This is a genomic window from Verrucosispora sp. WMMA2121 (assembly GCF_027460185.1).
Taxonomy (GTDB): domain Bacteria; phylum Actinomycetota; class Actinomycetes; order Mycobacteriales; family Micromonosporaceae; genus Micromonospora; species Micromonospora palythoicola.
Genome location: NZ_JAPZBH010000005.1, coordinates 20,001 through 40,903 on the forward strand (window position 1 = coordinate 20,001; position 20,903 = coordinate 40,903).

Below are 20,903 nucleotides of genomic sequence, written 5' to 3' on the forward strand. Positions count from 1 at the left end.
ACGGATCCGCTGCACCCAGCTCGCCACGACCTCCGGCGGGTTGAGGGTCCGTTCCGCGCTCTCCTTCGGATCACCGATCTGCCCGGTGGCGCCGCCGACCAGCAGCAGTGGCCGGTGCCCGGCGAGTTGGAGGCGGCGGGCGGTGGTGACCTGCATCAGGTGGCCGACGTGCAGGCTCGGCGCGGTCGGGTCGAAGCCCACGTAGAAGGCGGTTCCCGGGCCGTCGAGCAGCGCGCGCAGCTCGTCCGGGTCGGTGGAGTCCTGGAGCAGGCCCCGCCAGCGCAGGTCATCGGTCAGGGAGTCCCGCCGGGCCGGCGGGAGGGTGCTGTCGGTCACGATCACCGATTGTCCCCCATCAGCCCGGTCCGGCCCTACCGGGTTCCGGCGACAGGCACCGGCACTAGGCTGACCAGTCCAAGATCATGGAGGTGTCCGTGGACGTGTCGACGATGTCGGGTGGCTTCTTCGCCCTGCTCGGACTGGAGTTGGACGAGATCAGCGGGGACCGGGTCACGATTCGCTGGCGGGTTCGCCCGGAGTTGCACCAGCCGTACGGCATCCTGCACGGCGGGGTCCACTGCTCGGTGGTGGAGACGGCGGCGAGCCTGGGCGCCGGTGTCTGGCTGGGTGAGCGCGGGCGGGTGGTCGGCGTGTCCAACCAGACCGACTTCCTGCGGGCCGTGGGCGAGGGTGAGTTGGTCGCGGTCGGCACCCCGGTGCACCGGGGGCGCAGCCAGCAACTGTGGCAGGTGGAGATCACGGACGCGGACGGGCGGCTGGTCGCCCGTGGCCAGGTCCGCCTCCAGAACCTCTACCCGGCCACGGACTGACCGGAGCCGCGCCCCGACCAGGGCGGTCGGGTCGCCGAGCCGGCCGCACACCGTCGACAGGACACTGCGCGCTGCCCGACCGCCGCTCATCGTCACCGCCGTGCCTGAGCAGCGCTGAGGGCGGTTTCGGGTAGCTGGCGGCTTTGGTGGCGTTATCGTCGCGTCGATGACCGAGCCCGTACCGCCGACGTGAGGAAGCTTCTCGCCGCCACGCTCGGCATCCTGTCCGCGGTCGGCGGCTTCGTCGACATCGGCGACCTGGTCGCCGCCGGCCAGGCCGGTGCCCGCTTCGGCATGGCGCACACCTGGGTGCTGCTGCTCGGGGTCGTCGCCATCTGCGCGTACGCGGAAATGGCCGGACGGATCGCGGCGGTGACCGGGCGGGCGGTGTTCGACCTGGTCCGGGAGCGGCTCGGCGCGCGGATGGCGCTGCTCAACCTGGTGGCGTCGTACCTGGTCACGGTGATCACGCTGGCCGCCGAACTGGGTGGGGTGGCGCTGGCGTTGCGGCTTGCCACCGGCGTGCCGTACCTGCTCTGGGTGCCGGTCGCCGGGATCGCGGTCTGGCTGGTGCTTTGGCGGATGAGGTTCCCGGTGATGGAACGGGTCTTCGGGCTGGCCGGGCTCGCCCTGGTGGTGTTCGCCGTCGCCCTGTTCTGGCTGCCGACCGACTGGGCGGCGCTCGGGCGCGGTGCGGTGACACCTGGCGACTCGGGTCAGGGATGGGGGGCGTACTGGTTCGTCGCGGTCGCGCTGTTCGCCTCGACGGTCAGCCCGTACGAGGTCTTCTTCTTCTCCTCCGGTGGGGTCGAGGAACGGTGGAGCGCCACCGACCTGGCCGACGCCCGCTTCAGCGTGCTCGTCGGCTTTCCGGTCGGCGGCTTCCTCGCGCTGTCCCTGATGGCCACGGCGACGGTGGTGCTGCGCCCCGCCGGCCTGTCGGTGGACGGTCTCGACCAGGTCGCCCATCCGGTGGTGCTGGCCTTCGGCTCGGTCGGCCTGGCCGTGGCCGCGCTGGCGTTCTTCGCGGTCACCTTCGGCGCCGCGTTGGAGACCGGTCTGTCCGCCGCGTACGCGGCCGCGCAGTACTTCGGCTGGCAGTGGGGCAAACGGGTGAGCCCGCACGAGGCGGCCCGCTTCCACACGGTGCTGCTGGTCAGCGTGCTGCTCGGGGTGCTCGCGCTGCTCACCACGGTCGATCCGGTGGCCCTCACCGAGTACATGCTGATCATCAGCGCGGTGGCGTTGCCGCTGACCTACCTGCCGATCCTGGTGGTCGCCAACGACCGCACCTACCTCGGTGACCGGGTCAACGGCCGTGCTCTCAACCTGCTGGGCGCGGTGCTGTTGCTGGTCATCCTCGCGGCCTCGATCGTCGCCGTGCCGCTGGCGATCGGTACGAGGATGGGCCAGTGAGGATCCAGGTCAGCCAGGAGCTGCTCGACCGGCAACTGGTCGACCGGGACGGGCGGCTGATCGGCAAGGTCGACGACGTGGAGTTCGCGCTCGACGCGGACGGGGTGCCGTACCTGCGGTCGTTGCTCAGCGGGCCGGGTGCGCTCGGCCAGCGGGTGGGCGGTCGCCTCGGCCGGATGCTGGTGCTGACCGCCGAGCGATTCGTCACGGACCGGCCGATGGCGCCGCTACGCATCCCGTACGCGCTCGTCGAACGGGTCGACAGTGCGGTGTGGCTGCGGGTGCGGGCCGACGAACTGCCCACCTCGCCGGTGGAGCAGTGGTTGCGCCGGCACGTGATCGATCGGATTCCGGGGGCGCACCGTGCGAGCGGGTGACCTGTTGGGGCGTACCGCGTACGACCCTCAGGGCCGGCGCCTGGGTCGGGTGGTGGACCTCGTGCTGCGTGGCCCCGCCGACGGCCCGCTGCGGCTGACCGACCTGGTCGTCACCCGGCACTGGTACGGCCGGTTGAGTGGACGGCTGATCGGTCCGCAACGGCACCCGTCCGGTCCCTGGGCGATCCGCGCGCTGGCCCGACTGCTCGCTCGGAGCACCTGGCAGGTGCCGGTGCACCGGGTGCGCTTGGACCCGCCGCTGCCTGGTCCGCCCGATCCGGGTCGGCCGCGCGACGCTGGCCCGGAGCCTGCCTGAGCCGGCTGTGCGTGGCTACGTCGGCGGCCCGCGCGGTCGGACCCGTTCGCACGGTGCTCAGTGCCGGGTGCGGTCCAGCACCGACGGGGAGTCGACCGACGGCCCTGCCGCGTCCGGCTGCGCGTCGGGTTCGTCCGCCGCCTGTCCGGTCGTCTCGGCAGCGTCCGGGTCCGCGGGTCCCGTCGCCGTCCGGCGCAGCCGGACACCGGAGACCGCGCGGTCGTCGGCGAGCGTCACCTCCAGCCGCCAGCCGTCGACGGTGAGCTGCTCCCCGGCGTGCGGGATCCGGCCGAGACCGGCCAGCAGCAGCCCGGCCACGGTGGTGTAGTCGCCGTCCGGCCGTCCGGGCAGCTCCACGCCGATGTCGGGCAGGTCGTGGACGGGGAAGGTGCCCGGCAGCAGCAGCGCCCCGTCGTCGTCGGTGCGGACCGCACCGACATCCCGGTCGGTCTCGTCGTAGATCTCCCCGACGATCTCCTCGAGGATGTCCTCCAGGGTGACGATGCCCTCGACGGCGCCGCGCTCGTCGACGACCAGGGCCATGTGCTGGCGTTCGGCCTTGAACCGGCGCAGCGCGTCGACCACCGGCACCGAGTCCGGCAGCAGCAGCGGCGGACGGGCGTACTCGTCGACCGGCTGATCGTCACCGACGCCGACCAGGTCCCGCAGGTGGATGACGCCCACCGAGTCGTCCAGGCCGCCGTGGCGTACCACCGGCGCGCGGGAGTGCCCGGAGGCGGCCAGCACGAGTCGGGCGGCCTCCGCGGTGGTGCCGCTGTCCAGGCAGAAGACCCGCAGCCGCGGCACCAGCACCGCCCGCAGCCTGCGCTCGGCGATCTCCACCGCGCCGGCGATGATGGTCTGCTGCTCCTTGGTGAAGCCGTGGTGGCCGGCCACGATGTCCCGCAGCTCGTCCGGGCTGATCTCGTCCCGCTCGGGCTTGGGGTCCAGGCCGACCAGCCGTACCACCAGGTCGCTGGTGGCGCCGAGCACCCAGACGACCGGCCGGGTGAAGCCGGCGAGCAGATCCAGCGGGCGGGCGACGAGCAGCGCCCACCGCTCCGGAACCTGCATGGCGATCCGTTTCGGGGCCAGCTCACCGAAGACCAGGGTGATGAAGGTCAGCACCAGCGTGACGAGCACCACGGAGATCGGGCCGGCGGCCCGGCCGAAGACGCCGTCCAGCAGCGGAACCAGCGGCTGGGCCAGCGACACCGCGGCGGCCGCCGAGGCGAGGAACCCGGCAAGCGTGATGCCGATCTGGATGGTGGCCAGGAAGCGGTTCGGGTCGCGGGCCAGCCGGGCCAGCACCCGACCCGTGCGTCCGCTGCGTTCCAGTCGCTGGACCTGGCTGTCGCGCAGCGACACCAGCGCCAGCTCACTGCCGGCGAAGATCGCGTTCACCACGATCAGGACCGCGACCAGGGCCAGCTGGCTCCAGTAGCTCTGCACGCCTGGTTCTCCCTCGCTGGACCGCGCCCCGTGGCGCCGCCGGTGGCGGCCCCGCCGGCGTAGCGGAGCCTATGCCCACTCGCTCCGGCGGTGAATCATCACCAGGTGGGGCCGGGGCGCGCGCTCAGCCCTGCGGCAGCGCCGGCGCCGGCAGGTCCAGCACGTACGACTCCCCCGCGCGGCGGAACCCGAGGCGGTGGTAGTACGGGGCGATCATGCCCGGTGGGCTCAGCACCTGGCGGAACCCACGGTCGGTGAACAGGCTGCTGCGCCGGTAGACGAACTCGCCGGGGGTGAAGTCACGAAACGGCGGAGTGACGTAGTCCAGGTCGACCTGGGCCACCCCGTCGCCGACGTCGCGGACCAGTACCACACCGACGACCTCGTCGGCGCGTACCACCAGGAAGGCCGACCGACCGACCGGGCGGTCGGGACGGAAACCCGGGTTGAACCGGGCGATGTCGGCGGCGTGCACCCGCAGCGTGTGGGCCAGGAACGCGTCGTCGGCACCCACCTCCACCACCTGGTAGGTCTGCTCGTCGTGGCGGGTGGTGAGCAGCCGCCGCAGGTACCAGATGTTGATCACGGCCAGCACCACGTTCAGCCCGACCATGGGCCACACCCGGATCGTGGCGTTGTAGCCGATCAGGACGGCACAGCCGACCAGGTTCAGGGCGCGCAGCCGCAGGATGCGCGTCTGCAGCAGCGACCAGACCAGCAACGCGGAGCCGGCCCAGCCGACCAGTTCCAGCCAGTTCACCCCGCGAGGGTAGTCGCCGCCCTGGTCAGCCCCGGTTTCAGGGGGCGGATCACGCCGGGTCGGTGCCGGTTGACGGCGGCAGTTCCAGGACGTACTCGTCGATCTCGTGGCCGCGGCCCGGGGCGTACGCCCGCTCGGTCCCCCGGACGACGAAGCCGCAGCGGCGAAGCACCGCCAGCGACGCGGCGTTGTCGGTGGCCGTTCGCGCGAACAGTGGCCGGCGGGTGACGTCCCGCAGCAGCGCGGTCAGGGCCCGGGTGGCGTACCCACGGCCCCAGTGCGCCCGGTCGATCCAGTAGCTGACCTCGAACTCGTCGCCGACCGGGAAGGCCAGCACGTGACCGACCACGGTGCCGTCGACGGTCACCGTGCGGGCCAGGTTCTCCGGGCCGGTGAGGATGCGGACCCAGTGCGCGGCGAACGCCCGCCGGTCCGTCGGATCCTCGGCGCCGAAGGCGGCCATCCGGTTGGCCTCCGGGTCGAGCTGGTGGACGAAGAACTCCACCAGGTCGTCCTCGCGTACCGGGCGTAGCCGCAGGTCATCGGTCACCGGCCGACCATACGCGTTGCGGGTGGGGACCACCGGCCCGGTTCGGATCGGCTTTCGGCCCTGCCCCCGCGGGATGCGGCGTTGCTACCAACGAGGCAGAGGCATCGACGGCGAAGTGGAGGCCGGGTCATGACCAGGTACGTGTACGACTTCATCGAGGGTGGCCGAGAGATGGCCGACCTGCTCGGCGGCAAGGGCGCCAACCTCGCCGAGATGACCCGGCTCGGGCTGCCGGTGCCGCCCGGATTCACCGTCAGCACGGACGCCTGCCGGGCGTACCTCGCCGACAAGGCGGTGCCCGACGGACTGTTCGACGAGGTGAACGCTCATCTGCGGGAGGTCGAGGTGCGGCTGGGCCGGCGGCTCGGCGACCCGGCCGAACCGCTGCTGCTGGCCGTCCGTTCCGGCGGGCGCTACTCGATGCCCGGGATGATGGAGACGATCCTGGACATCGGGCTCAACGACGCCACCGTGACCGGGCTGGCCCGGATCAGCGGCGACGAGCGGTTCGCCTGGGACTCGTACCGACGGCTGATCCAGATGTTCGGTCGGACGGTGCACGGCGTGCCGGCCGAGGAGTTCGACCGGGAACTGGACGCGTTGCGGGCCACCGCCGGGCCGGACGGCCCGACCGCGGAGCAGTTGCACGGCCTGGTCGAGACGTACAAGAAGGTGTTCGCCGACCGGGTCGGTCACGAGTTCCCCCAGGCCCCGCACGAGCAGCTGTACCTGGCGATCCGGGCGGTCTTCGAGTCGTGGAACGCCTCCCGGGCGGTGCTCTACCGACGCCGCGAGCACATCTCCGACGACCTGGGCACGGCGGTCAACGTGATGGCGATGGTCTTCGGCAACCTGGGCCCGGACTCGGGTACCGGGGTGGCGTTCACCCGCGATCCGGCCACCGGCGCGCCCGGCGTGTACGGCGACTACCTGTCCGACGCCCAGGGCGAGGACGTGGTGGCCGGAGTCCGCAACACGGTCGGGCTGGACGAGCTGTCGCGGCTCGACCCGGCCAGCTACCGGCGGCTGACCGGGATCATGACGACGCTGGAACGGCACTACCGGGACCTGTGCGACGTGGAGTTCACCATCGAACGGGGCCGGTTGTGGATGCTGCAGACCCGGGTCGGCAAGCGCACCGCGGCGGCGGCGTTCGTGATCGCCGCCCAACTGGCCGACGAGGGTCTGATCAGCTGGGACGAGGCGTTGACCCGGGTCAGCGGGGCGCAACTGGCCCAGCTGATGTTCCCCACCTTCGACCCGCAGGCCACGCCCGAGCCGCTCGCCACGGGCGTGGGTGCCTCCCCCGGGGCCGCCGCCGGCCGGGTGGTCTTCGACAACGCCGCCGCGACCGCGGCGGACGGGCCGGTGATCCTGGTCCGCCGGGAGACCAACCCCGACGACCTGCCCGGCATGATCGCCGCCGCCGGGATCCTCACCGCCCGGGGCGGCAAGACCTCGCACGCCGCCGTGGTCGCCCGGGGCATGGGGCGTACCTGCGTCTGCGGCGCGGAGGCGCTGCAGATCGACCCGGAGCGCGGCGAGTTCCGGGTCGGCGACACCACGGTCCGGGCCGGTGACCTAGTCTCCATCGACGGCACCACCGGGCGGATCTATCTCGGCGAGGTGCCGGTGCGGCCCTCCCCGGTGACCCGCTACCTCGCCGGTGAACTGGCGCCGCAGTCCGACCGGCTGGTCTCGGCGGTGGACCGGCTGCTGCGGCACGCGGACTCGGTGCGCCGGCTCGGCGTACGCGCCAACGCCGACACTCCCGCCGACGCGTCGCGGGCGCGGGCGCTCGGCGCGGACGGGGTCGGGCTGTGTCGGACCGAGCACATGTTCCTCGGTGCCCGCCGGGCCCTGGTGGAGCGGTTGATCCTGGCCGACGGGCTGGACGAGGTCCACGCCGCGCTGGCGGAGCTGCTGCCGTTGCAGCGGGAGGACTTCGTCGCGATCCTCGCGGAGATGGACGGCCTGCCGGTGACCATCCGGCTGCTCGACCCGCCGTTGCACGAGTTCCTCCCCCCGTTGCCCGAACTGGCCGCGCGGGTGGCCCGGGCGGAGGCGCTCGGGCAGCAGCCGGGTCGCGACGCGGTGCTGCTGGCCGCCGTCCGCCGGATGCAGGAGAGCAACCCGATGCTGGGCCTGCGCGGGGTCCGCCTGGGTCTGGTGGTGCCGGGCCTGTTCGCGATGCAGGTCCGGGCCGTGGCGGAGGCGGCGGCGCGGCGGGTGGCCGAGGGCGGCGACCCGCGCCCGGAGATCATGGTGCCGCTGGTCGTCGACGTGCACGAGCTGGCGGCGGTGCGGGCCGAGGTGGCCGACGTGCTGGCCACCGTGCCGGGTGCGCCGCCGATCCCGGTCGGCACGATGGTCGAGACGCCGCGCGCGGCGCTGACCGCCGGGGCGATCGCGGGCGAGGCGGAGTTCTTCTCCCTGGGCACCAACGACCTGACCCAGACCACGTGGGCGTTCTCCCGCGACGACGGGGAGGGCTCGTTCCTCGGTGACTACCTGGAGCGGGGCATCGTCGAGGCGTCACCGTTCGAGACCGTCGACGTCGCCGGGGTGGGCCGGCTGGTCCGCCTGGCGGTGGCCGAGGGCCGCGCGGCGCGACCCGGGCTGACGGTCGGGGTCTGCGGCGAGCACGGCGGTGACCCGGAGTCGGTGGAGTTCTTCGCCGAGGCCGGACTCGACTACGTCTCCTGCTCGCCGTACCGGGTGCCGATCGCCCGCCTGGCCGCCGGCCGGGCCGCGGTGACGCCGGACTGCGTCGGCTCCGACGCCCGATAGGAGGTGCCTGAGATGACCGCCATCTTCAATGCCACCGGGTCGGTGCCGCTGGCCCAGCCCCGACCGGCCCCGGAAACGGCGCAGCAGCCGGCACCGCCGCTGTCGGTCGGGCCGGTGCTGGAGTTGCCCGGCACGCCGCCGGCCGCTCTGGTGCCGGTGACCCGCGACGGACGCCCGGTCGGCGTGTTCGTCGCGACCGCCGGACGCGTGCGGTACCGGCCGCTGCCCGACCCGGATCGACTGCTGGTCGCCACCGCCGGGGTGCTGGCCGTCGGGCTGGTCACCGCCGGGGTGACGGTGCTGGGTCGGCGCAGGCCACCCGCGGTCGCGCGGTTGACCATGGGCCCGGGCGGCTGGGTCAGCTTCCGGGGGGTACGCGCTCCGGCTCCCCGGGCTGCCCGCCCCTGGTGGGCCCGCCTGTTGCGGGCCCGCCGCCTGGTCGCCGAACGCTGAGCCGCAGCGTCGGGCGGGTACGCCACGGCGAGCACTTTCGGTGCTGCTGCTGCCTCGGACCGGACGGAGGCAGCAGCAGCACGGATGCTGCTCGGATCATGACCGATGTCGCTCGGGCGGCAGTCGGTACGGGCCCGACGGGCCAGCTGCGCGCGGCATCACCGACACCACGGTGGGACGGGCTGGCAGGGCCGTTGGTCCCGGGGCGCGCGGGCGGATCGCCCCTGCCGGGCGGCGCCGGCCTCGGCGAGGCTGGTGTCGAAGGGGCGGGCCGTCGGGGTGCGCCCGACGCACAGGGCGGAGCGGACGGTGACCGGACAGGTCCAGGTCGCGGACGGTGGCGTACGCGGGGAGAGCATCGTCGTGACGGCACCCGCCACCGGGCTCAGCTCGACCGAGGCCGCCCGGCGGCTACAGGCGGACGGCCCCAACGCCGCCGCGACACCGCCCCGCCGGCATCTGGCGACGCGGGTCCTGCACCAGCTCTCCGATCCCCTGGTCGCCCTGCTGCTGGCCGCCGCCGTGGTCACCACGGTGCTGCGGGACTACCCCGACACCGTGGTGATCCTGCTCGTGGTCGCCGTGAACACGGCGATCGGGGTGGTGCAGGAGGTACGCGCCGACCGGGCCATCGCCGCGCTCGACCAGCTCGCCGCGCCGACCGCCCGGGTGGTGCGGGACGGCCGGGACGCGGTGCTGCCCGCCACCGAGCTGGTCCGGGGCGACCTGGTCCGGGTCGAGGCCGGCGACGTGGTCCCGGCCGACCTGCTGCTGCACGACGCGAGCCGGCTGCACCTGGACGAGTCGGCGTTGACCGGCGAGTCGGTGCCGGTGTCCCGGGCGGCGGGCGAGGAGGCCAGCGCCGGCACGGTGGTGACCACCGGTCGGGCCGTCGGCACGGTGGTGCGCACCGGCGCGACGAGTGCGCTGGGCCGGATCGCCACCCTGGCGGCCAGCACCCGGCCGACGGCGACCCCGTTGCAGCGCCGGCTCGCCTCGCTCGGCCGGATCCTCGGCGTCGTCGCCGTGGTGTTGTCCGGGCTGGTCTTCGCCGTCGGCGTGTTCAGCGGTCGTCCCCTGGTGGACATGGCGGTCACCGCGGTGAGCCTGGTGGTCGCCGCGGTGCCGGAGTCGCTGCCGGCGGTGGTGACGCTGGCGCTGGCGCTGGGGGCACGTCGGATGGCGGCGGCCCGGGCGATCCCCCGCCGGCTGCACGCGGTGGAGACGCTCGGCTCGGTCACCGTGATCGCCTCGGACAAGACCGGCACCCTGACCGAGGGACGGATGGCCGTGCAGTCGGCGGTCACCGGCGACGGTGCCGTGTTCGGGGTCACCGGCAGCGGGTACGCCCCGCACGGCACGGTGCACCGCGACGGCGCGCCGGTGGCGGTGCCGGACGAGCTGCGTCGGCTGGCCCGGGCCGGGCTGCTCTGCAACGACGCGACCCTCGCCCCGCCGACCGAGCAGCGACCCCGCTGGGGTGCGGTGGGCGATCCGCTGGAGGCGGCCCTGGTGGCCTTCGCGGCCCGCTGCGGCCTGGATCCGCAGACCATCCGCAACGCCTGGCCCCGGGTCGCCGAGCACCCCTTCGACCAGCAGCTACGCCGCATGACCACGGTGCACCGCTCCTGCGACCGTCGCTACCTGGTGGTGTGCAAGGGCGCCCCGGAGAACGTGCTCACCGCGCCGCTGCTCGACGCCGACGCCGACGAGTTGGCCGCCCTGACCGCCGCCGCGCACCGGCTGGCCGGTGCCGGGCTGCGGGTGCTGGCGTTGGCCGCCGCCGTGCTGGACACCGCGCCGGCCGACCCCGCGCGTCCCGAGGGGTTGCGCCCGCTGGGTCTGGTCGCGGTCGGCGATCCGCTGCGCGCCGCGGCGCCGGACATCGCCGACGGTTTCGCCGACGCCGGCGTGCGGCTGGTGCTGGTCACCGGCGACCATCCGGCCACCGCGGCGGCCATCGCCGGTCAGCTGGGGCTGTGGAGCGAGGGCGACCCGGTGGTACGCGGTGACGACGGTGATCCCGCCGCGGCACCACCGGCGACCCGGGTGTACGCGCGTACGCAGCCGGAGCAGAAGCTCGACATCATCGCCGGGTTGCAGTCCCGGGGTCATGTGGTGGCGATGACCGGCGACGGCGTCAACGACGCGCCGGCGTTGCGCCGGGCCGACATCGGGGTGGCGATGGGTGGCGGTACCGAGGTGGCCCGGCAGGCGGCCGACCTGGTGCTGGTCGACGACGACCTGTCCACGGTGACCGCCGCGATCGGTGAGGGTCGCCGGATCTACGACAACATCCGCCGGTTCCTGCGCTACGCCCTCTCCGGTGGGGTGGCCGAGATCGCGGTGATGCTGCTCGGGCCGCTGTTCGGCCTGCCCGTGCCGCTGCTGCCGGCCCAGATCCTCTGGATCAACCTGCTCACCCACGGGGTGCCCGGGGTGGCGCTGGGCGCCGAACCGGCCGAGCCGGGCTCCCTGCGCCGGGTGCCACGCTCGCCGCAGGAGTCGGTGCTCGGCGCGGGGCTGGGCCGGCAGATCCTGGTCGGCGGCGCGCTGATCGCGGCGGTGACCCTGGGCGCGGGCGTGCTCGCCGCCCACTGGGACCGGCCCTGGCAGTCGGTGATCTTCATCGTTCTCGGCCTGGCGCAGCTCGGGGTCGCGCTGGCGGTCCGCGCGCCACGACCGGCCGGACAGCGGCGGGGCAACCTGGCGCTGCCGCTCGCGGTCGCCGCCTCCGCGCTGCTCCAGGTGGCCGGGGTGCTGCTGCCACCGCTGCGGGAGCTGCTCGGCACCGAGGTCCTCGGCGGCACCGAGCTGCTGGCCTGTGCCGCGGTGAGCGTCCTGCCCGGCCTGGCGCTGCGGCTGACCCGGCGTACGGCGGCAACCGATCTGTCCACCCTGACGCCGTCGGTACGCGAGGCTGACAGCGGAGTCGAGAAGGAGATGTGATGACCAGCAACACCGGTGCCCCCGTCGTGGTGGGCGTGGACGGTTCCGAGATCGCCCTGCACGCGGTGCGCGCCGCCGCGCGGGAGGCCGCGTACCGGCACCGCCCGCTGCGCGTCGTGCACGCGTTCATCTGGCCGTTGATGGGCGTGCCGCTGGGCCCCGCGCCGGGTGCGCCGGCCGATGGTGGGCTACGCAACCAGGCCGAGCGGCACCTCGCCGACGCCGTCGCCGAGGCCGGCAAGATCGCCCCGGAGGTGCCGGTGACCGCCGAGCTGGTCGACGGGTCGGCGAGCAGCGTGCTGCTCGCCGAGGCCCGGGACGCGGCGCTTGTCGTCCTCGGCAACCGGGGCCTGGGCGGCTTCGCCGGGCTGCTGCTCGGTTCGGTGGCCGTCCAGGTCAGCGCCCACGCCGACGGGCCGGTGCTGGTGGTACGCGGCGAATCGCGCGCGGACGGCCCGGTGGTGGTCGGCGTCGACGGTTCGGAGCTGTCCCAGGAGGCCGTCCGGTTCGCCTTCGAGGAGGCGGCGTGGCGCGGCACCGAGCTGGTCGCGGTGCACGCCTGGCTCTATCCGACGCCGGTCGGTCCCGGTGACATCCTGCCCCTGGTCTACGACCTGGACGCCTTCCGGGACGAGGAGGAGCGCGTCCTCGCCGAGGCGGTGGCCGGCTGGTCCGAGCGGTATCCGGAGGTGCCGGTGCGGCGGCGGTTGGTGCGCGGTTCCCCGGGTCGGGCGCTGGTGGAGGAGTCACGCACCGCCCAGTTGGTGGTGGTCGGCGCGCGGGGACGTGGCGCGTTGGGCGGGCTGCTGCTCGGCTCGGTCAGCCACGCCGTGCTGCACCACGCCCACTGCCCGCTGGCGATCGTCCGGAAGCTGCGTACGGTCGAGGGGACCTGACCGGTGGTGTGTCGACGCGTACCGGCGGCGGGAGGCGTCGACAATGAACCCTGACCGACCGATGGAGTGACGATGACCCGACCTGTCGTGGTGGGGGTGGACGGATCGCCGCCGAGCCTGGTGGCCGCGGAGCACGCGGCACAGGCGGCGGTGTGGCGTTCCCGCCCGCTGCACCTGGTACACGGATACCTGCACCCGCTCGGCTACGGCGTGCCGATCAACCCGTACGAGGTGGGTGTGCCGGCGGCGTCGGAGGACGGCCGCAAGATGCTCGAACAGACCGCCGCCGAGCTGGTCGACCGGTGGCCGGGGCTGACGGTCGAGGTGCGTCAGGTGGCCGGCGGGCCGGGTGCGACGCTCGTCGAGGAGTCCCGGCGGGCGGAGCTGGTGGTGGTGGGCAGCCGGGGCCTGGGCGGCTTCGCCGGGCTGCTGCTCGGCTCGGTCGGCACCCAGGTCGCCGCGCACGGTCACTGCCCGGTGCTGGTGATCCGCCCGCCCGACCGTCCGCTGCCCACCGAGGGGCCGGTGCTGGTCGGCGTGGACGGTTCGGAGTCGGCCGAACTCGCCGTCGGGTACGGCGCCGAGGAGGCCGGCCGGCGCGGTGGGACGCTGGTGCTGGTGCACGTCGCCGCCGACGGCGACGACACCGGGGAGGCCGAGGCCCTGCTCGCCACCGCCGGTGCGGCGGCGCGCGGTAGCCGCCCGGGGCTGACCGTGCGGGAACGGTTGATCGTCGCGCCCAAGGCGGACCAGGCGTTGATCGAGGCGACCGGGGACGCGGCGCTCGTGGTGGCCGGATCCCGTGGTCGGGGTGGCTTCGCCGGGCTGCTGCTCGGCTCGGTCAGCCAGACGCTCGTGCACCACGCCCGTTGCCCGGTGCTCATCGCCCACCCGTACCAGCCGGAGCAGTGACCACCCGCCGGCCGGGCCGCCGCCAAGTGGCGGCCCGGCCGGCGGGATCAGCCGTCGCGGCCGTGGAGCAGTTGGTCGAAGCTGGTGGTGAGGGCGAACGGGTCGGTGGGTCCGCTGGACGGGGCGCTGCGCCGTACCAGTTCGGCGAGTTCCCGGCCGGCGCGCTCGATCCGGGCGCGCAGCGCGCCGTCGACGGTCCCGCCGGACCAGTCCTCCGGTGCGGCGAAGACGGCGGTCGGCGCCACCACCGCCCGCAGGTAGGTGAACATCGGACGCAGCGCGTGCTCCAGCGCCAGGGAGTGCCGTGCGGTGCCGCCGGTCGCTCCGATCAGGACGGCACGGCCGCCGAGCGCGTCGGCGTCGACCAGGTCGAAGAACGACTTGAACAGCCCGTTGTACGAGGCGTTGAAGATCGGACTGACGGCGATCAGCCCGTCGGCGCCGGTGACCTCGTCCAGCACCCGCCGCAGCGGTTCCGCCGGAAAGCCGGTGAGCAGGTGGTTGACGATGTCGTGGGCGTGTTCGCGCAGCTCGACCGGGCGCAGCTCGACCTGCTCGCCGTGCCGGGTCAGCTCGTCGCGGGTGGCCGCGGCGAGCTGGTCGGCCAGCAACCGGGTCGACGAGGGCTGGCTGAGACCGGCCGAGACCACGGCGAGGGTACGCACGGTCATCGGGCGGCCTCCGGTGCCCGGCCGGTGACGTCGTCGACGGCGTGGACGGTGCTGTCACCGCCACCACCGGCGGCGGCCAGCAGCGAGGCGTGGGTCGGCGCCAGCGGCACGTGCGCCGGCCGCAGCGACTCGAACTCCTTGCGCAGCACCGGCACGACCTCCTCGCCGAGGAGATCCAGCTGCTCCAGGACGGTCTTCAACGGCAGCCCGGCGTGGTCGACGAGGAACAACTGCCGCTGGTAGTCGCCCACGTAGTCGCGGAAGCCGAGCGTACGGTCGATGACCTGCTGCGGGCTACCCACGGTCAGCGGGGTCTGGGCGGTGAACTCCTCAAGCGAGGGGCCGTGACCGTAGACCGGCGCGTTGTCGAAGTAGGGGCGGAACTCACGCACCGCGTCCTGGGAGTTGCGGCGCATGAACACCTGGCCACCGAGACCGACGATCGCCTGGTCGGCGGAGCCGTGGCCGTAGTGCTCGAAGCGCTGCCGGTACAGGCCGACCATCCGCCGGGTGTGCTCGGCGGGCCAGAAGATGTGGTTGGCGAAGAAACCGTCGCCGTAGTACGCGGCCTGCTCGGCGATCTCCGGGCTGCGGATGGAGCCGTGCCACACGAACGGGGGTACGCCCTCGAGCGGGCGTGGCGTCGAGGTGAACGACTGCAACGGGGTGCGGAACTTCCCCTTCCAGTCGACCACGTCCTCGCGCCACAGCCGGCGCAGCAGGTCGTAGTTCTCGATGGCGAGCGGGATGCCATTGCGAATGTCCTGCCCGAACCAGGGGTAGACCGGCCCGGTGTTGCCCCGGCCCATCATCAGGTCGACCCGGCCGTCGGCGAGGTGCTGGAGCATCGCGTAGTCCTCGGCGATCTTCACCGGGTCGTTGGTCGTGATCAGCGTGGTCGCGGTCGACAGCAGCAGCCGCTCGGTGCGGGCGGCGATCCAGCCCAGCATGGTGGTGGGCGACGAGGGCACGAACGGCGGGTTGTGGTGCTCGCCGGTGGCGAAGACGTCGAGGCCGACCTCCTCGGCCTTCAACGCGATGGTGACCATCGCCTTGATCCGTTCGGCCTCGGTGGGCTCCCGGCCGTTCGTCGGGTCGACCGTGACGTCGCCGACGGTGAAGACTCCGAACTGCATGACCGCTCCCTCGTGTCGTCCGACCGGGCGGTGGTGCCCGACGCCCCCGACAACATATTTGACGAGTCAACTATTCCGCGAGCCCGCCTCGCGTCAGTGTCCCCCGTCACGGCCGTCCCATCCACGCTGATGCGGCGGATCAACGCGTGGCACGGCTCGTGAGCGGATGCTCGTCTATGACTTCGGGCTGGGGCCGAAGCGGTTTGGACCGGGCGTACCGTTCTGGACGGCGAACACCAGCAGCACAATCCACCCGACAATCGGGATCAGGGCGAGCAACAACCACCAACCGGAACGGTCCAGGTCGTGCAGACGCCGTACGGAGACAGCCAGCGACGGCAGCAGAAGTGCCAGATTGACGACCAAGGAAACAGGTCCGCCCGACGCCTCGAAGTCGACGCCCAGCGCACTGTCGACGACCCGGGCCGCAATTCCAACCAGAAGGAGGAACAACGAGAACCACCAGTACTCGGAGCGACGAGCCCGGCCCTGGAAGGTAGCGTACTGCGACAGAACAGAACGAACCGCATCGGCGAAAGACATGACATCCCCGTTCCACAATAGAGCCTCGCTGGTGCCAGCAGGGTACGTCGTCGCGTCACACCGCGTTGTTCCACACGATCGGCCTCGAGATTCGGCCGGCGGGCCAGCGGACCCGGCCGTTGCCACGCCAGTGATGGCCGACAGATCCGAGAAACCCGTCTCGCCTGCCCGCCAGCTCCGCACCCGCCCAGGAGGACGGGTCACCGACCTGACGGCCGACGCCTTCGTGGCACGTGCCGGCGGTACGGGCTGACGGTCGGGTCGCCGGTGATCCAGAAGCGCCAGGGCACGTCGTGCGCGGCGGCCACGCCGACGCGCGGGCCAGCGGAGACGGCCGATGGCGCGACCGGGTGGGTCGGCGGCGTCAGCAGCAGCGGCCCGGTGCCGTCGACAACGCTGGTGCCGTTTGCCGACGCGTCGACGCCGAGCGCGACCACCAGCCGTGCCGGTCCGCGCGCGAGATCCCGGTCGGGCACCTCGCCACGCCGCTTGCGGGCCAGGTCCACACCGTCGATCACCTCGCCGGCGCGGAGCAGGACCGCTGCCGCCTCTCTCTCATCGCCGCAGACGACGTTGAGGCACCAGTGCATCCCGAAGACGAAATACGTGTAGGCGTAGCCCGCCGGACCGAACATGACCTCGGTCCGGGGTGTTGGCCCGCGATGCGCGTGCGAGGCGGGATCCACACCGGTTCCGGCGTACGCCTCGACCTCGGTCAGCCTGATCCGCACCCCGTTCGCCGCCACCTCGGCACCGAGGAGCGTCCGCGCGGTCCACGCGACGTCGGCGGCGGGGGCGGTAAGCCAGGGATGGTCCATCCGTCCAGGTAACCCGGCCCGGAGCCCAACCGGCAAGCGGCACTCCCCCGCTGATCCGGTCGGGCCGAAGCCGCGACGTCCGGCAGGGAGGAGGCGGAACTTACTCCGAGGATCGACGCGCGACAAGATCGTTCTCGTAGGCGGCGATGACGAGTTGAGCTCGATCACGGGCTTCGAGCTTGGTGAGCAGGTTGCCGACGTGCGTCTTGACGGTTTTGATCGAGATGGTGAGTGTCCGGGCGATCTCGTCGTTGGACAGGCCGCGGGCCACGAGAGACAGCACCTCGGTCTCGCGGCCGGTCAGCCTGTCGATCTTACGGACCTCGGGCGGGCCGGGCCGGTCGAGGTAGTGCGCGACGAAGCGGGTGAGAATGCTGGGCGCGAAGAGGGACTCGCCCGCGTGGGTCCGTCGGATGGCGTCGACGAGTTGGTCCGGGTGGGCGTCCTTGAGCAGGAAGCCGTGCGCCCCGGCGCGCAGCGCGGCAGCCACGTACTCGTCGAGTGCGAACATGCTGAGCACGAGAACCCTGGTACCGCTCAGGTCGGTGGCGGCGGCGATGCGTCCGGTCGCTTCGATGCCGTCGCCGTCGGGCATCCGAATGTCCATCAGGACGACGTCGGGTCGGCGTTCCCGGGTGAGCGACACGGCCTCGTGTCCGGTGGCGGCCTGACCGACGACGGTGAGGCCCGGGGTGCCGTCGATGAGCAGGGCGAGGCTGTGCCGCAGGAGCGGCTGGTCGTCCGCGACGAGCACCCGGATGCTTGTGGATCGGCCCGCTGATCCGGTTGTCATCCGGACCGCCGGGCCGGCAGGCGCGCCGTGAGCTGGAAGCCCGGCCCGACCGGGCCGGCGCGCAAGACACCATCGAGCATGCTCACTCGCTCGCGCAGACCATCCAGGCCGTGGCCGGCACCGGGGCGGGGTCGCCAGCCGGGGCGGGGACCGGTGTCCCGTACCTCCACCACGATCGCGTCGCCGTCGCGATCCACGGTGACGTGCACGCAGGTCGGCCCGGCGTGCCGGGCCGTGTTGCTCAGGCCCTCCCGGACGATCGCGCACACGGCGAGCTGCACGCCGGGTGGCACCTCACCGACCCGCCGCACCTCGACAGTGGCGGCGGTCCCGGCGGCGGTCGTGGACCGCACGATCTCCGGTAGGGCGTCGAGTGTGTCGGGCGGTCGTAAGGGAGCGGGCTCGGCGCCAGGTGCGCGGAGCACATCGAGCATCCGCCGCAGTTCGGCCGTGGTCTGCCGACCGACCTGTTCGATGTCGGACAGGGCGTTCACCCGTTCGGCCTCACCGGTCGGCCCGGTCACCCGAGCTGCCGTGGCGGCACGCACGGTGACCAGGCCCAGGCCGTGCGAGACGAGATCGTGAAGCTCACGGGCGATGCGCAACCGTTCCGCCGCCGCGGCCCGCTCAGCCGCCCATGCGGTCAGCCGGTCCTCGTACACCCGCCGTTGCTGACGGGCGCCGATCACCGCCCAGAGCAACGCCGCGACGGCGGTCGTGGTGATCACCGTCAACAGGAGCGTCCCGGCCGGACCCACGGTGCCCGCGGTCATCAGGCAGAGGAGCAGAGCCACCGGCACCGAGGCGGCGACGGCGGACAGCCAGGGCCGCCGTGTCGGTCGCCCGTCAGGTGCCATCTTGCGAGTCTAGGAACCCGGACCGTGGCCTGACATCGGACCTGGGTCGGAGCGACCTGAGGTGGGCGGGCTGGCGGAAGTCCCGGCTCTGGTCCGATGACGCGGACCGGCACGCTGCGCTGACATGGTGCTCATGCTGTCAGTCGAGCGTCTGGTCAAGCGGCGCGGCTCCCGCGAGATCCTCACCGATGTCACCTTCCGGACCACACCGGGCCGGGTGACAGGTCTGCTGGGGCCGAACGGTGCGGGCAAGTCATCCACCCTGCGCATCCTGTTGGGCCTGGACCGGGCGGATGCCGGCACGGCCCTGGTCGACGGCCAACCGTACCGGCGCCTGCGCCAGCCGCTACGCACCGTCGGGTCGATGCTGGACGGCTCCGGCGCACACCGCTCCCGTACCGCGCGCAACCACCTCACCTGGATGGCGCGCAGCAACGGCATCCCGATCCGGCGGGTGACCGAGGTGCTCGATCAGGTCAGGCTCGGTGCCGCCGGGGGAACCAGGGTCGGCCGGTTCTCACTCGGCATGTGCCAGCGGCTCGGGCTGGCCGCCGCGCTGCTCGGCGAACCTCGTGCACTCGTGCTCGACGAGCCGGTGAACGGGCTCGATCCGGAGGGCATCCGCTGGATCCGCGTTCTGCTGCGCGGGCACGCGGACGCCGGTGGCACCGTGCTGCTCTCCAGCCACCTGATGAGGGAGGTGGACGAGATCGCCGACGACCTGGTCGTCATCGCCAACGGCCGGGTCGTCGCCGCGGGTCCGATCCGAGACGTCACGGCCGGCTACCCGACCCTGGAGGATGCCTTCTTCGCCCTCACCGGGCCGACGGCAGGTGGGCGATGACCTTCGTCGACACGGTCGTCGCCGAGATTCGCAAGACGGCGACGCTGCCGGCGACCACTGTCGCGCTGGCTGTCACGGTGCTCGGTCCGGTCGCGATCACTCTGATCAACGCCGTCGGTGTCCGCGCCGCGCTGCGCAGCGGCCGGACCGAGCTGACGGCCTACACCTCGCCGGTCGAGGCGGTCTTCTCCGCGGTGCCGATCGGCACGGTCGGCGCGGTGGTCCTCGGCGTCGTCGCCGTTGCCGGCGAGTACACCGCGAACAGTGCCCGGATCGGCGGCGGTCGGCAGATCACCACGACCCTCACCGCCATCCCCAACCGCCTCGGTGTGCTGGCCGCCAAGGTCGTCACCGTCGTCCTGCTGGTCGCGGTCGCGGCTCTGGTGGTGATTCCCGCCTCGTTGGCGCTGGCCGGCGGGATAGTCGGCACCGACGCTCCACCGGCACCGGAAGGGGTGCTGTCCCGCTGCGTCGGTGCCGGGATCTACTGGATGCTCACGGCGTTGATCGCCCTCGCGGTCACGGTCTTCACCCGCAACGGGATCGTCCCGATCATCGTGCTCGTGGTGAACAGCAGCCTCGTCTCGGTCTCCGTGCTGCTGTCGCACCTCACCCCGCTCGCGCGGTTCCTGCCCGATCTCGCGGGCATGAGCATGTTCGCCGGTGACCTGTTGGCGTTCGACGACGCGCTCGCCCCGGTCACCGGCGGCCTGGTCATGGCCACCTGGACGGCAGCGCTGCTCGCGCTGGCCAGTGCGGTTTTCCTGCGGCGGGACGCATGATCCGCTCCTGCGCCCGTGCCACCGCCGCGGAGTTGGCCAAGCTGTCCGGCCTGCCGGCGGTGCTGGCGGCGGTCTTCGGCACGATCGGCGCAGCCGTCGCCGTCACCGGGGCGTTGGCCGCCTCGCCGGCCCGGGTGGACGAGCCGGTCGCAGTCGTCCTCCAGGCGGTGCCGTACCTCCAGGCCGGCACCATCTCGCTCGGCGTCCTCGCGGTCGGGACCGAGTACGCCGATGGGCAGATACACACCACCCTGCGGTGCGTGCCGGACCGCCTGGCCGTGCCGGTCGCCAAGACCCTCGCCTACCTGGCCTGGGCTACCGCAACCGCCGTCGCGGCGCTCGGCGTCGGGCTGCTCACGGCCCGAATCGCGCTGGCCGCGCGGAACGTCCCGGTGGTCACCGACGGTCTCCCGTGGAACGTCGTCGGCGCGGCGGTCTACCTCGCGCTCATCGGGTTGCTCGGGCTGGCTCTTGCCGCGCTCCTGCGGGCCGTCGTCTCCGCTCTCGTCGTCACGCTCAGCCTGGTGCTGGTCGTTTCGCCGCTGCTGGACGCCGTCACCCCGCACGCTCGTTACCTGCCGGATCGGGCTGGTGGCCTGCTCTACCTTCCCGACCCGGCACAGGTCCTGACGCCCGCCACCGGCCTGCTCGTTCTGCTCGGTTGGGTCGTTGTCATCGGCAGTGGGGCGGTGGCCGCCTTCCGCCGCCGCGACGCCTGAGTCCGGGCGCGTCGAGGCAGCAGTTTCGGGGAAACTGTC

General features: G+C 73.0%; 22 protein-coding genes (1 of these 22 only partly in view). 12 read left to right on the forward strand and 10 right to left on the reverse strand.

What is annotated here, in order from left to right:
* Positions 1-342: the beginning of a tyrosine--tRNA ligase gene (gene tyrS, locus O7605_RS08660; RefSeq protein WP_443083851.1), read on the reverse strand. Its footprint begins 951 nt before the window's first position; only the first 342 of its 1,293 coding nucleotides appear in the window; it begins with the start codon at positions 340-342; its stop codon lies beyond the left edge, outside the window.
* Between the two features lie 107 nt (positions 343-449).
* Here tyrS and O7605_RS08665 point away from each other — a divergent pair, with 107 nt between their 5' ends.
* From O7605_RS08665 to O7605_RS08680, 4 genes are all read left to right on the forward strand, one after another.
* Positions 450-830 carry a PaaI family thioesterase gene (locus O7605_RS08665; protein ID WP_281583303.1) on the forward strand — a complete coding sequence of 127 codons (381 nt, stop codon included), beginning with the start codon at positions 450-452 and terminating at the stop codon, positions 828-830.
* Between the two features lie 189 nt (positions 831-1,019).
* Positions 1,020-2,246 (forward strand): NRAMP family divalent metal transporter, encoded by a 1,227-nt coding sequence (locus O7605_RS08670; RefSeq protein WP_269737391.1) that lies wholly within the window; start codon positions 1,020-1,022, stop codon positions 2,244-2,246.
* Positions 2,243-2,623, forward strand: coding sequence for a hypothetical protein (locus O7605_RS08675; RefSeq protein WP_269737390.1), 381 nt, complete (start codon positions 2,243-2,245; stop codon positions 2,621-2,623). The genes O7605_RS08670 and O7605_RS08675 overlap by 4 nt, the downstream gene beginning before the upstream one ends.
* Positions 2,610-2,939: a PRC-barrel domain-containing protein gene (locus tag O7605_RS08680; RefSeq protein WP_269737389.1), complete on the forward strand. Its 330-nt coding sequence runs from the start codon at positions 2,610-2,612 to the stop codon at positions 2,937-2,939. Before O7605_RS08675 ends, O7605_RS08680 begins: the two co-directional genes overlap by 14 nt.
* A 57-nt stretch (positions 2,940-2,996) precedes the next feature.
* Here the strand turns inward: O7605_RS08680 and O7605_RS08685 are convergent, their stop codons facing one another.
* The 3 genes from O7605_RS08685 to O7605_RS08695 all read right to left on the reverse strand — a co-directional run bounded on the left by O7605_RS08685 (position 2,997) and on the right by O7605_RS08695 (position 5,701).
* A complete protein-coding gene (locus tag O7605_RS08685) occupies positions 2,997-4,391 on the reverse strand; it encodes a hemolysin family protein (RefSeq protein WP_269737388.1) in 1,395 nt (464 codons plus the stop codon).
* 124 nt (positions 4,392-4,515) lie between these two features.
* Positions 4,516-5,151, reverse strand: a complete 636-nt coding sequence (locus O7605_RS08690; protein ID WP_269737369.1) for a hypothetical protein — start codon at positions 5,149-5,151, stop codon at positions 4,516-4,518.
* Positions 5,152-5,200: 49 nt separating this feature from the next.
* Positions 5,201-5,701, reverse strand: coding sequence for a GNAT family N-acetyltransferase (locus O7605_RS08695; protein ID WP_269737368.1), 501 nt, complete (start codon positions 5,699-5,701; stop codon positions 5,201-5,203).
* Between the two features lie 129 nt (positions 5,702-5,830).
* On the opposite strand from O7605_RS08695, the gene ppdK reads away from it, so the two are divergent.
* The 5 genes from ppdK to O7605_RS08720 all read left to right on the forward strand — a co-directional run bounded on the left by ppdK (position 5,831) and on the right by O7605_RS08720 (position 13,701).
* Positions 5,831-8,491: a pyruvate, phosphate dikinase gene (gene ppdK / locus O7605_RS08700; RefSeq protein WP_269737367.1), complete on the forward strand. Its 2,661-nt coding sequence runs from the start codon at positions 5,831-5,833 to the stop codon at positions 8,489-8,491.
* Positions 8,492-8,503: 12 nt separating this feature from the next.
* The gene (locus O7605_RS08705; RefSeq protein WP_269737366.1) at positions 8,504-8,944 is read left to right on the forward strand and encodes a hypothetical protein; all 441 of its coding nucleotides are present in this window, start codon (positions 8,504-8,506) and stop codon (positions 8,942-8,944) included.
* Between the two features lie 309 nt (positions 8,945-9,253).
* Complete coding sequence (locus O7605_RS08710; RefSeq protein WP_269737365.1) at positions 9,254-11,893, forward strand: cation-translocating P-type ATPase; 2,640 nt, start codon at positions 9,254-9,256, stop codon at positions 11,891-11,893.
* Positions 11,893-12,789 (forward strand): universal stress protein, encoded by an 897-nt coding sequence (locus O7605_RS08715; protein ID WP_269737364.1) that lies wholly within the window; start codon positions 11,893-11,895, stop codon positions 12,787-12,789. Before O7605_RS08710 ends, O7605_RS08715 begins: the two co-directional genes overlap by 1 nt.
* Positions 12,790-12,855: 66 nt before the next feature.
* A complete protein-coding gene (locus tag O7605_RS08720) occupies positions 12,856-13,701 on the forward strand; it encodes a universal stress protein (protein ID WP_269737363.1) in 846 nt (281 codons plus the stop codon).
* Positions 13,702-13,748: 47 nt separating this feature from the next.
* Here the strand turns inward: O7605_RS08720 and O7605_RS08725 are convergent, their stop codons facing one another.
* The 6 genes from O7605_RS08725 to O7605_RS08750 all read right to left on the reverse strand — a co-directional run bounded on the left by O7605_RS08725 (position 13,749) and on the right by O7605_RS08750 (position 18,519).
* Positions 13,749-14,372, reverse strand: a complete 624-nt coding sequence (locus O7605_RS08725) for an FMN reductase (protein WP_269737362.1) — start codon at positions 14,370-14,372, stop codon at positions 13,749-13,751.
* Positions 14,369-15,508, reverse strand: coding sequence for an LLM class flavin-dependent oxidoreductase (locus O7605_RS08730; RefSeq protein ID WP_269737361.1), 1,140 nt, complete (start codon positions 15,506-15,508; stop codon positions 14,369-14,371). The genes O7605_RS08725 and O7605_RS08730 overlap by 4 nt, the downstream gene beginning before the upstream one ends.
* Positions 15,509-15,682: 174 nt before the next feature.
* Positions 15,683-16,051: a DUF805 domain-containing protein gene (locus tag O7605_RS08735; protein WP_269737360.1), complete on the reverse strand. Its 369-nt coding sequence runs from the start codon at positions 16,049-16,051 to the stop codon at positions 15,683-15,685.
* Between the two features lie 200 nt (positions 16,052-16,251).
* Entirely contained in the window at positions 16,252-16,869 is a 618-nt protein-coding gene (locus O7605_RS08740; RefSeq protein WP_269737359.1) for a DNA-3-methyladenine glycosylase, read from the reverse strand.
* 100 nt (positions 16,870-16,969) lie between these two features.
* Positions 16,970-17,662, reverse strand: a complete 693-nt coding sequence (locus O7605_RS08745; protein ID WP_269737358.1) for a response regulator — start codon at positions 17,660-17,662, stop codon at positions 16,970-16,972.
* Positions 17,659-18,519, reverse strand: coding sequence for a sensor histidine kinase (locus O7605_RS08750; protein WP_269737357.1), 861 nt, complete (start codon positions 18,517-18,519; stop codon positions 17,659-17,661). The genes O7605_RS08745 and O7605_RS08750 overlap by 4 nt, the downstream gene beginning before the upstream one ends.
* Positions 18,520-18,643: 124 nt before the next feature.
* Between O7605_RS08750 and O7605_RS08755 the strand changes: the two genes are divergently transcribed.
* From O7605_RS08755 to O7605_RS08765, 3 genes are read left to right on the forward strand one after another with little or no spacing between them, the layout of a single operon-like run.
* A complete protein-coding gene (locus O7605_RS08755; RefSeq protein ID WP_269737356.1) occupies positions 18,644-19,363 on the forward strand; it encodes an ABC transporter ATP-binding protein in 720 nt (239 codons plus the stop codon).
* On the forward strand, positions 19,360-20,145 hold the full coding sequence (locus O7605_RS08760) for a hypothetical protein (protein WP_269737355.1): 786 nt from the start codon (positions 19,360-19,362) through the stop codon (positions 20,143-20,145). The genes O7605_RS08755 and O7605_RS08760 overlap by 4 nt, the downstream gene beginning before the upstream one ends.
* A complete protein-coding gene (locus O7605_RS08765) occupies positions 20,142-20,864 on the forward strand; it encodes a hypothetical protein (RefSeq protein WP_269737354.1) in 723 nt (240 codons plus the stop codon). The genes O7605_RS08760 and O7605_RS08765 overlap by 4 nt, the downstream gene beginning before the upstream one ends.
* Positions 20,865-20,903: the final 39 nt, after the last annotated feature.

Bases quoted from the DNA above. Each gene is read 5' to 3' on its own strand.
- O7605_RS08665 (WP_281583303.1), top strand. From the start codon at position 450: ATGTCGGGTGGCTTCTTCGCCCTGCTCGGACTGGAGTTGGACGAGATC.
- ppdK (WP_269737367.1), top strand. From the start codon at position 5,831: ATGACCAGGTACGTGTACGACTTCATCGAGGGTGGCCGAGAGATGGCC.
- O7605_RS08705 (WP_269737366.1), top strand. From the start codon at position 8,504: ATGACCGCCATCTTCAATGCCACCGGGTCGGTGCCGCTGGCCCAGCCC.
- O7605_RS08715 (WP_269737364.1), top strand. From the start codon at position 11,893: ATGACCAGCAACACCGGTGCCCCCGTCGTGGTGGGCGTGGACGGTTCC.
- O7605_RS08725 (WP_269737362.1), bottom strand. From the start codon at position 14,372: ATGACCGTGCGTACCCTCGCCGTGGTCTCGGCCGGTCTCAGCCAGCCC.
- O7605_RS08730 (WP_269737361.1), bottom strand. From the start codon at position 15,508: ATGCAGTTCGGAGTCTTCACCGTCGGCGACGTCACGGTCGACCCGACG.
- O7605_RS08735 (WP_269737360.1), bottom strand. From the start codon at position 16,051: ATGTCTTTCGCCGATGCGGTTCGTTCTGTTCTGTCGCAGTACGCTACC.
- O7605_RS08740 (WP_269737359.1), bottom strand. From the start codon at position 16,869: ATGGACCATCCCTGGCTTACCGCCCCCGCCGCCGACGTCGCGTGGACC.
- O7605_RS08745 (WP_269737358.1), bottom strand. From the start codon at position 17,662: ATGACAACCGGATCAGCGGGCCGATCCACAAGCATCCGGGTGCTCGTC.
- O7605_RS08750 (WP_269737357.1), bottom strand. From the start codon at position 18,519: ATGGCACCTGACGGGCGACCGACACGGCGGCCCTGGCTGTCCGCCGTC.
- O7605_RS08755 (WP_269737356.1), top strand. From the start codon at position 18,644: ATGGTGCTCATGCTGTCAGTCGAGCGTCTGGTCAAGCGGCGCGGCTCC.
- O7605_RS08760 (WP_269737355.1), top strand. From the start codon at position 19,360: ATGACCTTCGTCGACACGGTCGTCGCCGAGATTCGCAAGACGGCGACG.
- O7605_RS08765 (WP_269737354.1), top strand. From the start codon at position 20,142: ATGATCCGCTCCTGCGCCCGTGCCACCGCCGCGGAGTTGGCCAAGCTG.